Annotated in this window: 15 protein-coding genes; 6 read left to right on the top strand and 9 right to left on the bottom strand. The window is 39.7% G+C overall.

The window, feature by feature from the left end; genetic code table 11:
• The 4 genes from BZK24_RS05560 to exbB form a co-directional block, all read right to left on the bottom strand.
• The coding region (locus BZK24_RS05560; RefSeq protein WP_341537514.1) for a SabA family sialic acid-binding adhesin at positions 1 to 582 on the bottom strand (582 nt) is incomplete at its 3' end.
• A gap of 204 nt (positions 583 to 786) precedes the next feature.
• Positions 787 to 1,647 (bottom strand): energy transducer TonB family protein, encoded by an 861-nt coding sequence (locus tag BZK24_RS05555; protein WP_077656831.1) that lies wholly within the window; start codon positions 1,645 to 1,647, stop codon positions 787 to 789.
• The gene (exbD, locus tag BZK24_RS05550) at positions 1,613 to 2,002 is read right to left on the bottom strand and encodes a TonB system transport protein ExbD (protein ID WP_000836377.1); all 390 of its coding nucleotides are present in this window, start codon (positions 2,000 to 2,002) and stop codon (positions 1,613 to 1,615) included. The genes BZK24_RS05555 and exbD overlap by 35 nt, the downstream gene beginning before the upstream one ends.
• Complete coding sequence (gene exbB / locus BZK24_RS05545) at positions 1,999 to 2,436, bottom strand: TonB-system energizer ExbB (protein WP_000508569.1); 438 nt, start codon at positions 2,434 to 2,436, stop codon at positions 1,999 to 2,001. The genes exbD and exbB overlap by 4 nt, the downstream gene beginning before the upstream one ends.
• Positions 2,437 to 2,760: 324 nt before the next feature.
• On the opposite strand from exbB, the gene nikR reads away from it, so the two are divergent.
• Both nikR and nadD read left to right on the top strand, forming a co-directional pair.
• Positions 2,761 to 3,207 carry a nickel-responsive transcriptional regulator NikR gene (nikR, locus tag BZK24_RS05540; protein WP_000379493.1) on the top strand — a complete coding sequence of 149 codons (447 nt, stop codon included), beginning with the start codon at positions 2,761 to 2,763 and terminating at the stop codon, positions 3,205 to 3,207.
• Entirely contained in the window at positions 3,200 to 3,715 is a 516-nt protein-coding gene (nadD, locus tag BZK24_RS05535; RefSeq protein WP_171972411.1) for a nicotinate (nicotinamide) nucleotide adenylyltransferase, read from the top strand. Before nikR ends, nadD begins: the two co-directional genes overlap by 8 nt.
• On the opposite strand, the gene BZK24_RS05530 is transcribed toward nadD, so the two are convergent.
• Positions 3,712 to 4,473, bottom strand: coding sequence for a J domain-containing protein (locus BZK24_RS05530; protein WP_077656829.1), 762 nt, complete (start codon positions 4,471 to 4,473; stop codon positions 3,712 to 3,714). The genes nadD and BZK24_RS05530 overlap by 4 nt on opposite strands.
• A gap of 139 nt (positions 4,474 to 4,612) precedes the next feature.
• Between BZK24_RS05530 and mnmA the strand changes: the two genes are divergently transcribed.
• Positions 4,613 to 5,641, top strand: a complete 1,029-nt coding sequence (gene mnmA / locus BZK24_RS05525; RefSeq protein ID WP_077656828.1) for a tRNA 2-thiouridine(34) synthase MnmA — start codon at positions 4,613 to 4,615, stop codon at positions 5,639 to 5,641.
• 41 nt (positions 5,642 to 5,682) lie between these two features.
• Here mnmA and BZK24_RS05520 read toward each other — a convergent pair whose 3' ends face one another.
• Positions 5,683 to 6,813, bottom strand: coding sequence for a hypothetical protein (locus BZK24_RS05520; protein WP_001210131.1), 1,131 nt, complete (start codon positions 6,811 to 6,813; stop codon positions 5,683 to 5,685).
• Positions 6,814 to 6,937: 124 nt separating this feature from the next.
• Here BZK24_RS05520 and dnaJ point away from each other — a divergent pair, with 124 nt between their 5' ends.
• From dnaJ to BZK24_RS05505, 3 genes are read left to right on the top strand one after another with little or no spacing between them, the layout of a single operon-like run.
• Entirely contained in the window at positions 6,938 to 8,047 is a 1,110-nt protein-coding gene (dnaJ, locus tag BZK24_RS05515; protein WP_077656827.1) for a molecular chaperone DnaJ, read from the top strand.
• A 10-nt stretch (positions 8,048 to 8,057) separates the two neighbouring features.
• On the top strand, positions 8,058 to 8,744 hold the full coding sequence (gene azlC, locus BZK24_RS05510) for an azaleucine resistance protein AzlC (RefSeq protein ID WP_021173242.1): 687 nt from the start codon (positions 8,058 to 8,060) through the stop codon (positions 8,742 to 8,744).
• A complete protein-coding gene (locus BZK24_RS05505; RefSeq protein ID WP_000955466.1) occupies positions 8,738 to 9,085 on the top strand; it encodes a branched-chain amino acid transport AzlD family protein in 348 nt (115 codons plus the stop codon). The genes azlC and BZK24_RS05505 overlap by 7 nt, the downstream gene beginning before the upstream one ends.
• Here BZK24_RS05505 and BZK24_RS05500 read toward each other — a convergent pair.
• Genes BZK24_RS05500 through crdB form a run of 3 tightly spaced genes read right to left on the bottom strand, consistent with a single transcriptional unit; the run spans position 9,082 to position 14,447 of the window.
• Positions 9,082 to 12,195: an efflux RND transporter permease subunit gene (locus BZK24_RS05500; protein ID WP_077656826.1), complete on the bottom strand. Its 3,114-nt coding sequence runs from the start codon at positions 12,193 to 12,195 to the stop codon at positions 9,082 to 9,084. The genes BZK24_RS05505 and BZK24_RS05500 overlap by 4 nt on opposite strands.
• Positions 12,196 to 13,212, bottom strand: coding sequence for an efflux RND transporter periplasmic adaptor subunit (locus BZK24_RS05495; protein WP_000826082.1), 1,017 nt, complete (start codon positions 13,210 to 13,212; stop codon positions 12,196 to 12,198).
• A complete protein-coding gene (crdB, locus tag BZK24_RS05490) occupies positions 13,209 to 14,447 on the bottom strand; it encodes a copper resistance outer membrane protein CrdB (RefSeq protein WP_077656825.1) in 1,239 nt (412 codons plus the stop codon). The genes BZK24_RS05495 and crdB overlap by 4 nt, the downstream gene beginning before the upstream one ends.
• Positions 14,448 to 14,450: the final 3 nt, after the last annotated feature.

The following is a 14,450-nucleotide window of genomic DNA, read 5'->3' as shown; positions in this document are numbered from 1 at the left end:
GTTTAAAGCGGTTTGGATAGTTTGATAAGCGGTATTGAGAGTCTGGTATTCACTGCTAGATAGGATACCATTTGGCCCTACATTGCTAGCTCCATTGCAAGTGGTGGTGGTCGTTCCGCTACCAGTGTTGTAGCTGTAGTTTGGCGTGTTACTAAACGATCGAACGCCCCCATTTTCTAAATGGTCTGTGCCAAGATTGGGGCCAGGACCACAGCTGATACCAAAGGCTATGACTTGCCACATGCCCACAGCGGCATTGAGCGCTAAAGCCACAGCTTGATAGGCGGGGGAAGTGGTGGTAGCGCTAGTGAGGTTGATCGCGCTTGAGCTTAAATTATCAATCGCACCGGTGATCGCGCTAGGCGTGCTGGCTAGATTGACTAAAGAGTTAAGGTAGTTGTATTGGTTTAAAAGGTTGCTCAAGTTATCGTATCTGTCGGCAAGATTTTGCAATGCTCCTGTGTTTTTCACTTTTTGAACCGCTTCACCGATCTGATAGCCCACGCTCATGTAAAATCCATCGTCTTCAGCCCTTGATAATGAAGCCATGAGAGAAAGGGAGAGTAAGAGAGATTTTTTCATTTTCTTTTTCATGTTTTCTCCTTTTAATAGATTTTTCTTTGATACAAAGAAACTTCGTATTATAAGCAATAAATGGAATTTTATGGCTAATTTTAGCTTTAAATTTCAGAGGTTTTGTTTTTTTTTTTTTTTTTTGTAAATTGCGAAAAATAGGGGTTTTGACCTAACTTTTAAGGCTTGAATCGCCTTTAAAAGAAAGACTAATCAGTCTTCTTTCAAGCTATAAGCGATAGGGATTTTTAGATGCACGGTTTCGTCTGGTTTAGGGAACAAATGCGCCGCGCTCTTAATGGCTTCTAAAGCCGCATGGTTTAAAATATCAGTCGTGTTGCTTTTGACCACTTTAATGTCTGTAGTGCTCCCATCAGCATTGATCGTAAAGCTCACTAACACTTCGCCCTCAATGCCCCTAATCTGCGCCATTTTAGGGTAGCGGTTTTTAGAAGAAATAGCGGTTTGGATCTTCATTAAAAATTCGTTACTCACCCCTGGGTTATAAGCTTGAGCTTCAGAAGTTGCACCCTCAGAAGTCTTATTAGACTCTTCTTGCTTGTCTTTTTCTTTGACTACATCTTTAGTCGTTACTTGTTTAGGAGCGCTTTTTTCTTTAGCTTCCTCTTTAGCTTCTTCTTTTTTGGGTTCTTCTTTAGGCTCTTCTTTCTTAGGTTCTTCAACTTTAGGTTCAGGCTTTGGCTCAGGTTTAGGCTCAGGCTTAGGTTTTGGTTCAGGTTTGGGTTTTGGCTTAGGCTTGGGTTTTGGCTTAGGCTTGGGTTTGGGTTTTGGCTTAGGCTTTGTTACTTCTTTTTTTGGCTCTTCTTTCTTGGGTTTTTCTTTAGACTCTTCTTTGGGTTTAGCCGACTCAGCATTAGTCTTTATATTGGAATTAGTGTTAATGCTGGCTAAACTCATGGTAACCTTAGTGGTCCCCGCTTGCGCTAAAGGCTCCGGGGCGTCTTCGCGCAGTAAAAAATAGCCAAACCCTATAGCGTATAGGGCAAAAGAGATTAAAAAGCTAACACTCGTTGAAACTTTACTGAGCTTGCGTGGAGATGGAGAAATTTTCATGATTATGCTCTTTTAAAATATCCATAATGCTGATAAAAGTTTCAAAACGAGAGCTTTTGTCGCTTTTTAAGTCTATAAGGGTTTTAGGGTCTGTTTGCTTGACTACAGCGCTCAAAGCTTCCAAATTCGTCGGTTTGTCATCTACAAAAATATTGTCATGCTCATCCACAGAGATGACCACCACTTTTTGATCGTTTGGCTGGGATTTTTCCGCATTTTTAGCGTTAGGGAGACTGACCTTAATCTTACCTTGCGCGATAAAAGTAGAAACACTCAACACAATCGCTAGTAAGACGAGCATAATATCAATGAAAGGGACAACATTCAGCCCATCGCCTCTTCTGATGCTTTTCATTTTTTCATGATCCTGAATTTTTCGCTCAAAACATCGGATTTTCTCAACAAGCTATTATAAGCGATCAAAGTGGGGATCGCCACAGCAAGCCCTAAAGCGGTCGCTTTTAAAGCCAAAGACAAACCTACCATGATCGTTTTAGCGTCCATCCCGCCGCTCACGCCCATGTCATAGAAAATCACCATGATTCCTAAAACCGTCCCTAATAAGCCCACGTAAGGCGCGTTAGAAAAAATCACATAGAGAATGGTCAAGTTCTTGGTTAAATCCAAATTCAGGGCATCTATATCATCATAAGCTTTCAAATCGACTTTAGAATAAAAAATAACCCTTTCAATCACAAACCACAAAGCTAAAAAACTGGCCACGCCAAGCACCGCAAAAACAAATATGTCCACATAATCTTTCAACATTCCCACTGAAAAACCGCCCATAAAAACTCCTTGTCTATGATAAAACAATTCCCTTAAGATTAAAGCCACTGCGATACAGCCACACTCCAAAGAGCATGCGCTCTTTAAGAAACATCCGTTCGCATAAATGCTCCAAAATGATAAAGGAATGTTGGTTTGTTGATTATATTGTTTTAATAATAACAAGTCAATAATGATTAAGCTAATAATTACAATCAAATTCAAACGCTCTTATGACCAACCATTTAAATCCAATCTGTATTATAATTGTTTATTTTAAATTAATTCAATCATACTAGCATGAGCGGCTTTTAACGAACTCATGCCAAAAAAGGATTTTTTTCAATGGATACACACAATAAAGACGATTCAATCATCCGCTTTTCGGTTTCTTTACAACAAAATTTATTAGACGAATTGGACAACCGCATCATTAAAAACGGCTATTCTTCTCGCTCAGAATTGGTGCGCGACATGATCAGAGAAAAATTAGTAGAAGACAATTGGGCAGAAGACAACCCTAATGATGAGAGCAAGATCGCCGTGCTTGTGGTGATTTATGATCACCATCAAAGGGAATTGAACCAGCGCATGATAGACATTCAGCATGCCAGCGGGACGCATGTTTTATGCACCACGCACATTCACATGGATGCACACAATTGCTTGGAGACGATTATTTTACAAGGCAATTCGTTTGAGATCCAACGCTTGCAATTAGAAATTGGGGGGCTTAGGGGGGTTAAATTCGCTAAATTGACTAAGGCGTCTAGCTTTGAATACAATGAATAGCGTCTTACAATACAAAGAATTAGCGCTCTATGGAGGGAGTTTTGATCCCTTGCACAAGGCTCATTTAGCCATTATTGATCAAACTTTAGAATTATTGCCATTTGCTCAGCTCATTGTCTTACCCGCCTATCAAAACCCTTTCAAAAAGCCATGTTTTTTGGACGCAAAAACCCGTTTTAAAGAATTAGAATTAGCTTTAAAGGGAATGCCTAGGGTGCTATTGAGCGATTTTGAAATCAAGCAAGAAAGGGCCGTGCCTACGATAGAAAGCGCGCTTCATTTCCAAAAACTCTACCGCCCTAAAACGCTTTATTTAGTCATAGGAGCGGATTGCTTAAGGCACCTTTCTTCTTGGACTAACGCTACAGAGCTTTTAAAAAGGGTGGAATTAGTGGTTTTTGAAAGGATTGGCTATGAAGAGATCCAGTTTAAGGGGCGTTATTTCCCCTTAAAGGGTATTGACGCACCGATTTCTTCTAGCGCGATTAGGGCTAGTTTGGGGGTTTAAGCGTGTTTTTTAATGTGGCGATAGGCTTCTTGAATGATAGCGAAGCGTTTGGCATAAAGAGCCTTTTTTTCTTTCAGATCGCATAAATCAGGGTGGTAGGTTTTAGCCAATTCTAAATAGCGCTTTTTGACTTCGCTGAAATTTTCATGCTTGATAAACCCTAGCGTTTTATAGCATTCTTTTAATTTGCGTTCAGCCATAGTGGTGTAGCTGTCCTTGCCAAAGCCATTAGGGTAGATGAAATCTAAGCATGCGTTATGGACGATTCTATTTTCATTGAGCGTTATAATGAGTTCCCAAAAACGCTCTGAATCGCCTCTTATATGCAATTCATCTTGGGTTTCTAAAAACACACAGCCGCTAAATTTTTGGCGTAAAAAGCGCTTAGCGATAGGGTGCTTGGTGATAAAGAGTGCGTATTCTGCTCCAAAGGTTAAAACTTTCACTTCTATCTTTTCTAAAAGCGTGTTTTGAGCTATGATTTTGATGCGTATGGGCAAGTGGCTTTTTTGTAAAACCTCTTCTAAAGAATGCGCGCTAATATCTTTCTCATGCGCGCATTCAAGGGCATGATAGACCCAATTAAGCAAGTAGTTTTTTTTAAAGCATTCCGTGTCGTTTAAGATGAGTAACGATGAAGAGAGCATGTGGCACTGGCTGAAATGCTTTTTGGCGTAGTGTAAAACTTTTTTCAATAAAGGGTGGCTGTTAGGGAGCGCGATTTGCGTGAATCTGGCTAACAATTCAATTTTGGCCATTACCCTTATTTCTCCATGCGTTTTGATGCGATTTTAAAAAATCTTTAGGTATTTTAGCATGCCAATGGTTAAAAAAGGTGGTTATGAATGGTTTTTGCGCTAGACTACAAGCCACATACTAATGATGAAAGATACAAAAATGAAAATAGCGGTATTACTCAGTGGGGGGGTGGATAGCTCTTATAGCGCTTATAGCTTAAAAGAGCAAGGGCATGAATTAGTGGGGATTTATTTAAAACTCCATGCGAGTGAAAAAAAGCATGATTTATACATTAAAAACGCTCAAAAAGCGTGCGAGTTTTTAGGCATTCCTTTAGAGGTGTTGGATTTTCAAAAGGATTTTAAAAGCGCGGTTTATGATGAATTTATCAACGCCTATGAAGAAGGGCAAACCCCTAACCCATGCGCGTTGTGCAACCCTTTAATGAAATTTGGGCTAGCTTTGGATCACGCTTTAAAATTAGGGTGTGAAAAGATCGCTACCGGGCATTATGCGAGGGTCAAAGAAATTGACAAAATAAGTTATATTCAAGAGGCTTTGGATAAAACTAAAGATCAGAGCTATTTTTTATACGCTTTAGAGCATGAAGTGATCGCTAAATTGGTGTTCCCTTTAGGGGGTTTGTTAAAAAAAGATATTAAGCCTTTAGCCTTGAGTGCGATGCCTTTTTTAGGCACTTTAGAGACTTATAAGGAATCTCAAGAAATCTGCTTTGTGGAAAAAAGCTACATTGACACTTTAAAAAAGCATGTTGAAGTGGAAAAAGAGGGCGTGGTGAAGAATTTAAAGGGCGAAGTCATTGGCACGCATAAGGGCTATATGCAATACACGATTGGCAAACGCAAAGGCTTTAACATTAAAGGCGCGTTAGAACCGCATTTTGTGGTGGGGATTGACGCCAAAAAGAACGAGCTAGTCGTGGGCAAAAAAGAAGATTTAGCCACGCATTTTCTTAAGGCTAAAAACAAATCTTTGATGAAAGATTTTAAAAAGGGCGAATATTCTATCAAGGCTCGTTACAGGAGCGTGCCTGCTAAAGCGTTTGTGAGCTTGAGAGACGAGGTGATTGAAGTGGAGTTTAAAGAGCCTTTTTATGGCGTGGCTAAAGGGCAAGCATTAGTCGTTTATAAAGATGACATCTTGCTTGGCGGGGGCGTGATTGTTTAAGGCTTTTTGCGTTTATAGCCTTATCAATTGCTTTTTTAAACTCACTCTCGCTTAAAATTTTCAAAGCTAGGGAATCCATGCGGATCCAAGTGGATATTTTTAATAAGAGTTTTTCCATTGCTCAAATCACCGCTCAAATTGGAGGGCTTTTTAGTCTGTTGTTTGGCTAAAAGGGCTAAAACTCGGGCGTTTAACGCCATGGTTTCATTCAAAAACGCCATTTGCTTATTTAATTCGCTTAAAAATTCTATATTCAAGGTTTTTAAAGTATGCTCGTAATTGGCTAAGATTAGCGCATGCTTTTCTTTATTGTTTTTAGCGTCTTTTAATTCTTTGTCTCGCTCTATAAGGGCGTTTTGGTAGCGTTGGTGCAATTCTTTAGCGCATGATTTGAGGTTTTCTTTATCGCATAAAAAATGCGTTTTTAAAGTTTCTAGGCGTTTTTCTAAGGGTAAAAAGGTTTTTAGGGCGTCTTCTTTGGCTTGAATTTGGCTTTGAAGCTTGTTTTTAAATTTTTTCAAACGCATGGCTTTATAGGCTTGAAAATTATGGTTTTTAAGAGCGTTGTATTCTAGGGTTTTGTTATGGGATTGTTGGTTATGGGCTTGGTTTTCTAAAACCTGATCGCACAAGGCGTTTAAAGCGCTCATCAAATCCAATTGCGAGAGCAAATAGGCGAGTTTAGGCTCTTTGAGTAAGAAAAGGGCGTTGTTTTGCTCTTGGACTTCTAAAGCGTTTGAAGCCTCTTCTAAATTCTTAACGCCGCTCAAATAAGGGCAATGCTCTTGCAAGAAAAGCGTTTGGGATTCTTTGATTAAGCGTTCTTGTTCCATGCTCTCTTTTAAGCGTTTTTCTAAAGCTTGTAATTTTTCTAATTCCAAAGCGCTTTGTTTCAATAGCGCATCAGTGTCCATAAGGCGGATCTGGCTGGCGTTAAAAAAACGCCTCTGGCTATTTAGGGTGCTGTTAGCCTTTTTGATTTCTTTAAGCTGATCCTGGTTATTGGAAAGCACATTTTGATAGATTCTTAAACTTTCATTGAGTTTATAGAGCATGTCAGAAAGCTGTTCGTTAGAGCGCGAGAGCTTGGCGTTAGTTTGAGAATCAAAAGTCATCATTATCTGTGCGTTTGAAAAGGTTAGAAAAAATAAGAAAAAGCAAAAAAATCTCATGGGGTTATCTTTATTACTATAGTTTCATCGTGTTATTTTATCTAAGTTTTGGCATGCGCTAAAACACGCAAAATTATCGCTTTTAAGATAAAATAAGCGTTTTGATGCCATTTTTGGAGCGATCGTGGAATTGAGTTATTATGAAATTTTAGAAGTGGAAAAACACAGCAACCAAGAGACCATTAAAAAGTCTTACAGAAAGCTGGCTTTAAAATACCACCCGGACCGAAACGCCGGCGATAAAGAAGCCGAAGAAAAATTCAAGCTTATCAATGAAGCCTATGGGGTGTTAAGCGATGAAAAGAAGCGGGCCTTATACGACAGGTATGGTAAAAAAGGCTTAAACCAAGCCGGTGCGAGCCAGAGCGATTTTTCTGATTTTTTTGAAGATTTAGGTTCGTTTTTTGAAGACGCTTTTGGGTTTAGCGCTAGGGGGAGCAAAAGGCAAAAAAGCTCTATCGCGCCGGATTATTTGCAAACCATTGAATTGAGTTTTAAAGAAGCGGTTTTTGGCTGTAAAAAAACCATTAAGGTCCAATACCAGAGCGTTTGTGAAAGTTGCGATGGCACAGGCGCTAAGGATAAAGCCTTAGAGAATTGCAAGCAATGCAACGGGCAGGGGCAAGTATTTATGCGTCAAGGTTTTATGAGTTTTGCGCAAACTTGCGGGGCGTGTAAAGGCAAGGGCAAAACCATTAAAACCCCATGCCAAGCGTGTAAGGGTAAAACCTACATTCTTAAAGATGAAGAAATTGATGCGACAATCCCTGAGGGCATTGATGATCAAAACCGCATGGTGCTTAAAAATAAAGGCAATGAATACGAGAAGGGAAAAAGAGGGGATTTGTATTTAGAAGCGCGAGTCAAAGAAGATGAGCATTTCAAGCGCGAAGGCTGTGATTTGTTCATTGAAGCGCCGGTATTTTTCACCACTATCGCTTTAGGGCATACGATTAAAGTGCCGTCTTTAAAAGGGGATGAACTGGAATTAAAAATCCCTAGAAACGCCAAAGACAGGCAGACTTTTGCGTTTAGAAACGAGGGCGTGAAGCACCCCGAAAGCTCTTATAGGGGGAGTTTGATCGTGGTGTTGCAAGTGATTTATCCAAAAAGTTTGAATAAAGAGCAGCAAGGGTTATTGGAAAAATTGCATGCGAGTTTTGGCTATGAGGGCGAACCGCATAAAGGCGTTTTAGAAACTTGCGTTTCTAAAATTAAAGACTGGTTTAAATAGAGGGTTGTTGATGCATGATTTTCTAAAAGCCTTCAAAGACGCTTTCCCTCATACCATTTCTATCTTTTTAGGGTATTTGCTTATGGGAATGACTTTTGGAATGCTTTTAGTCCAGCATGGCTATGATTATAAAGTCGCCCTGTTCATGTCGTTATTCATCTACGCTGGGGCGGTGCAGTTTGTAGCGATCACGCTTTTAAGCGCGCAAGCGAGCTTGATGAATGTCGTTATTGTGAGCTTGCTAGTGAATGCGAGGCAGACTTGTTATGCGCTTTCCATGCTAGATCGATTTAAAAACACCCAATGGCGTTTGCCCTATTTAGCGCATGCGCTCACGGATGAAACCTTTGCACTATTAAATTTATACGCTCCTAAAGAGGGGGTGAGTGAAAAAGACTTCATTTTTAGTATTTCCTTACTCAACCACTCTTATTGGATTTTTGGCTCGTTAGTGGGTTCGTTGGTGGGTTCGCATTTTTCTTTTGACACTCAAGGCATGGAATTTGTGATGACAGCGATTTTTATCGTGCTGTTCATGGAGCAATACAAACGCACCACGAATCATAAAAACGCATGGCTTGGGATTATTATTGCGGTCGTTTGTTTAGCGCTCTTTGGGACTGAATACTTTTTGCTCATCGCTTTAGTTTTAATGGTGCTTGCCCTCATTTTGTTTAGAAAGCAGTTAGAATGTTAACGCATTCTATACTCATTCTTTTAGTCATCATAATAACGACTTATTTCACGCGCATTTGGCCTTTTATGGTGTTTAACGCTAAAAACCCGCCCAACGACTTTGTGCGTTATTTGGGTAGGGCTTTATCATGTTCAGTGATAGGCATGCTCGTGGTTTATTGTTTTAAAGACATTCAAATTTTAAAACCCCCTTATGGGATTAATGAAATCACCGCTTTTTTATCCGTTATCCTTTTGCACCGCATTTTTAAGGTGTTTGTTTTAAGCATCACGCTCCCTACCATTCTTTATATGGTTTTAGTCCAAAGCCATGCGTTAGAAAAGGCTTTTTTTAATCCCTAAAATGATGTTTGATTGCTTTTAACCCTAGCGTTTTTGATCACAAAATACGCCGTAGGGATAATAAAAAGCGTTAAAACAACGCTGCTTATCATGCCTCCTAGCATGGGCGCAGCGATGGATTTCATGATCTCACTTCCTGTGCCATGGCTATACATGATCGGAATGAGTGAAGCTAGAATGCTAAAAAAGGTCATAAGCTTGGGCCTTACCCTAAGCACCGCCCCATGCATGATAGCTTCTTTTAAGGCGGCAGTCGTCTGCTCTTTTAAGGGGGTTTTGATGAATTTTTGAAACGCATCCTCTAAATAAATAATCATCACAATAGCCGTTTCGCTCGCTACCCCTAAAAGGGCCAAAAAGCCCACTAGTGCTGCCACGCTCATGTTAAATCCCATGAGATTCATAAAAATTAACCCCCCCAAAAACGCAAAAGGCAGAGTGAAAAAGCATAGCAAGGAATTAGTGAAATTCTTTAAAGCAAAGACAATTAAAATAAAAATGATAAAAACGCTCACCGGCACGATGTATTGCAAGGTTTTAAACGCTTCTTCTAAATACTGGCTTTCGCCGCTAAATTCATAATAATACCCGTTAGGCAATTGGATTTTTTCTAGCGCTTTTATCGCTAGTTGCCTGTAAGTGTCAGAGCTGATACCATTTTGCGGCACAATATAAATAAAATTCACGTTCAAGCCCTTTTCGCTCTTTAACACCGCCGGCGAGTTGTCGTAATACACATGGGCTAATTCCCTTAAGGGCATGTAATTGTAAGCGGTTTTGATGTAGAGGTTTTTTAATTTTTCAATGGTGTCTCTATCGGTGTCTTCTAAGCGTAAAGAAATAGGGTAGCTTTCTACGCCTTTAATCATGGTCGTGAGCGTGGCTCCGCCCAGAGCGAATTTAATCGTGTCCAATACGGCGTTTTTGTTGATGCCATAACGAGCCAGATTTTCATCGTTCAAATCCAGCGTGATGTAGTAGCCGTTATTCGATCGCTCGGCAAAGACGGATAAACTCTCTTTTAGGGTTTTGAGCTGTTGCTCCATAAGGATCGCTAATTCTTGTAATTTATCCGTGTCATTACCATAGAGCTTGATGCCTAGGGGCGTTCTAATGCCGGTTAAGAGCATGTCCGTTCTGCCACGAATGGGGTAAGTCCATGAATTAGTCAAGCCTTTTAATTGCAGGGTTTTTTCCAATTTGTCCCTAACTTCTTTATAGCTGAGCTTTTCTTTCCATTCGTTTTGCGGCTTTAATTCAATGTAGGTTTCTATCATTCCTAAACCGGCGGCATCGGTGCTAGTGTTAGCGCGCCCCACTTTACCAAAAACCTGTTTGACAAAATCCAGTTGCTTGATAGTGGCATTACTTTTTTTCAAGTATTCTAAAGCGGTATCAATGCCCACGCCATTAAGCGTTACTGGCATATACATGATTACCCCTTCATTGATTTGGGGGATAAATTCCCAATTGAGTTTTTTGTATGATATATACAAGCCCCCTAAACCCACAACGCTCGCTATTAAAAAAGCGTATCTGAACTTAAGCACAAAATCCAAACTCGTGCCATAAATTTTCATGAAAAAAGCGTTAATGGGGTTTTTGGACTCTTCTAAAATCCGCCCTTTAATGAGCCATACCATTAAAATAGGGACTATCGTAATAGAAAGCATTGCTCCCACTAGCATGGCAAAGGTTTTGGTGTAAGCTAAAGGGGCAAAAAGCTTTTCTTCTTGGCCGGTGAGCGCAAAAATTGGCAAGAAAGAAACCACAATGATCATCAAAGCAAAAAATATCGCGCCCCCCACATGCTTAACCCCTTGCATGATGGCATTAACCCTTTGAGTGTTGTCTTTCGTATCAATGCGTTGCAAATGCTTGTGAGCGTTCTCTACCATCACAATAGCCGCATCCACCATCGCCCCTATAGCGATCGCAATGCCCCCTAAGCTCATGATGCTCGCTTCAATGTTGAAATAACGCATGAGCAAGAAGCTGATGCACACGCTTAAAGGCAGAGTGATGATCACCACTAAAGCGCTCCTGAAATGCAGTAAGAAAATCGCAATAATGACTAACACAATCGCGCTTTCTTCTATGAGCGTGTGGATCAAATTGTCAATGCCTTTTTCAATCAATTCGCTCCTGTCATACACGCTTGTGATTTTCACATCAGGGTTACTCGCTTGTAGGGTGGCGATTTTTTCTTTAATGGCTTTAAGCACCTTGTAAGTGTCAGCGTGATAGCGCACCATCACAATCCCGCCTACCACTTCCTTATCGCCGTTGAGATTAGCTGCCCCTCTGCGCGGTTTTGGGACTAGCCTCACGCTGGCTATATCTTTAATCTTTAAAGGGATAGCCCTTTCTTTTTTAATCACAATTTCTTCTAAATCTTTTAAAGATTGGATATAGCCATGCGATCTTATAATTTTTTCAAACCCGTTTTCTAAAATAACCCCCCCACCGGTATCGTTATTGGAATTTTTAATCGCGTTAGCGACTTGCTCCAAACTCAAGTTATAGCGGATCAGAGAATCGTTTTGAAGCGTTACTTCATAATCCTTCACAAAGCCCCCCACGCTTGCGACCTCGCTCACCCCATCAACCCCTAAAAGCGCGTAGCGGTAATAAAAATCTTGCAAGACTTTCAAATCGCTTAAATTCTTGCTATCGCTAGATAGGGCGTATTGATACGCCCAGCCAATAGAAGTGGAATCGCTCCCTATTTCCACTTTAGCGTCCTTAGGCAGATTATTCACTCGGTTTAGTTGCTCTAAAACCCTATCCCTAGCCCAATACAGATTGACGCCGTCTTTAAAAATGATGTAAATCAAGCCGCTTTCATAGCTAGAAATCCCCCTGACCGTGTCAATGTTAGCGATGCTCATGAAAGTGGAGACTAGCGGATAAGTAACCTGCTCTTGCACGATTTTAGGGCTTTGATTGGGGTAAGTGATTTGCACGACCACTTGAGCGGGGCTTAAATCTGGCAAAGCGTCTAAACGAACGCTTTTTATCGCCCACAAAGAGACTAAAAAAATGAGTAGAGTGACTAAAGTGGTAAGGAGTTTGTTTTTAACGCTTAAATCAATGATCTTTTCTATCATTCAATAATCCCCATTGTTTTGAGCGTCAGCGTCTAGCACGAATAAAGCGTTATTAGCGACTTCTTCGCCCGCTTTTAAACCCTCTAAAATTTCATAATTCCCATCGCTCAAGCGGACGGCTTTAATTTCTAATGGGCTTAAGCCAAAATCGTCTTTTTTAAACACGATAGCTTTTCCCCCTTTAATCAAAACCGCTTCTTTAGGCAAAATCTTCATTTTTTGTGGTTTGTGAAAGATTTCTACTTGAGCGAACATGTTAGGGTAATAAAGAAATTTAAGATTAGGCACATTGAAGCGCGCTTCTAGCATTTTATCTTGGGGGTTTATGATAGGATTGATGTTTTCAAGCGTGATTTCTTGCTCGCCTTTAACCCCTTCTACGAACAAGATCGCTTGATGCGTGTTTTTTAAAAACTCTAAATCCTCTTGATTGACTTTAACAAGCGCCCACAATTGGCTTAAATCTATGATTTGAAACAGCTCTTGCCCTTTTTTAATGAAACTCCCCTCATTGAGATCCGGGCTTTTTTTAAAAATAACGCCGTTGAAACGAGAGTAAATAGTCATTTCATTTTGAACCTTGTGGCTGCTGATGATTTTTTCAATGCTAGAGTTTTCTAGTCCTAATAGTTTGAGTTTTTCTTTAATCGCTCCCACTTGTTGGTTGAATTTCAATGATGATAACAACTCGCTTTGAACGCCCGCTAATTCAGGGGAATACACGCTCAATAACCTATCGCCCTTTTTAATGGGGGTATAGGTTTTATTCGCATAAAGCTTTTCCACATAGCCATCAAAACGCAGGGTTTGAGAAAAAATCAGCGCTTCATTAGGCTCTAAAATCGCATAATAGCGCCGGCTTTGGGCGAATTCTTTTTCTATGACCTTAGTGGTGGAAATATTAAAACGGGTTTGGCTTTTAGCTTCTTTGGTTTCTTTAATTTCTTGAGTTTTTTGAGCGTTAGCGAATAAGGGGTTAAAAAATAAAATCAAGGCCAACAATAAAAGCCGTTTCATTCTAATCCTTTAAGGTTTTGTAAAGACAAATAAGCGCTATTTAGAGCGCTTAAGGTTTCAAGCTGGGTGATTTGGATAGTGATTTTGTCGTTAAAAGCGTTGTAATAAGCGTTGTAATCGCCATTAGATTTCAAATCAAGCGCATAAATTTGCGCGATTTTTTCATTCTGTTTGATGATTTTATTGATCGATTCTAGGTTTTTTTGCAAGGTTTCTAATTTTTTAAGGAGTTTTAGGGCCAGGTGGTGGGTTTTGTTTTTGGTGTTTTCCACTTCGCTTTTAAACACCAAGCTTTCTTTTTTCTTTTGCTCCACCAATTTAGCCTGCTTGCCATAAAGAGGCAAAGGGATAGACAAAGCGACGCTAAACATGTCGTAGTTGTAGTATTGTTTGGAGCGGAAATAATACACCCCGGTAACATTTATGTCTTCTAAAAAGCTTTTTTTAGCCAAAGTGATGTCTTTTTGCGCTTTTTCTTCATCAAGCCTGGCGATCGCAATATCGTAATTAGTGGCGCTAATGTTATATAGCTCTTGCTCTTTATTAAATTCAAAATTTTTAGGGGCAATGCTTAAAATCTCGTTTTCTTTAAAAGCCAATTCGCCCATGGAATAATGGCTGCTAGAGAGCGCTTCTTCTAAATTGTTTTTTTTGATTTCTAATTGCGATTTTAAAATTTCTAATTTAGCGATCGCTATTAAATCGGGCGAACTGGAATGGTTGGCTTGATAAAGGGTGTTTTCTAAATTTTTAATCGCTGTGTTTAAAAGCTCTATTTCTTGTTGGTTTTTATAATTTTCAATGCCATTTATCATTAAATTAATCACCAATTGCTGCTTGGTTTTTTTAAGCTCTAATATCTTTTTTTGTTTTTCTAAGTTAATCATTTGAGATTGCGTGAGTTTTTTACCATTTAAATCCACTTTTTGAGACAAACCCAAGCTCATGTTTTGCATTAAGGTGCTATCCAGTCTGAAAAAATCGCTCACGTTAGCGTTGTTATAGCCTAAATACAAAATAGGGTTATCCCACTTGCTAACGACTTTTTCTTGAGAATTTAAAGCGTCAATTTGCTCTTGTAAGGCTTGTATTTTTTGATTTTTAGAAAGGTATTTAGCCACAAAAGATTGGATCTCTAAATCTTTAGCCAAACCCAAACTAAAAAGCAGTAACAAGGCTGTTAAAAGGCGTATTGAAACGCCCCTTTTATCAAACGCGCTTATAAAAGACAGCATGCG

This window comes from Helicobacter pylori (assembly GCF_001998165.1).
Taxonomy (GTDB): domain Bacteria; phylum Campylobacterota; class Campylobacteria; order Campylobacterales; family Helicobacteraceae; genus Helicobacter; species Helicobacter pylori_DL.
Note: the sequence above shows the minus strand (reverse complement) of the source record. Positions and strands in the feature narration are given on the sequence as shown.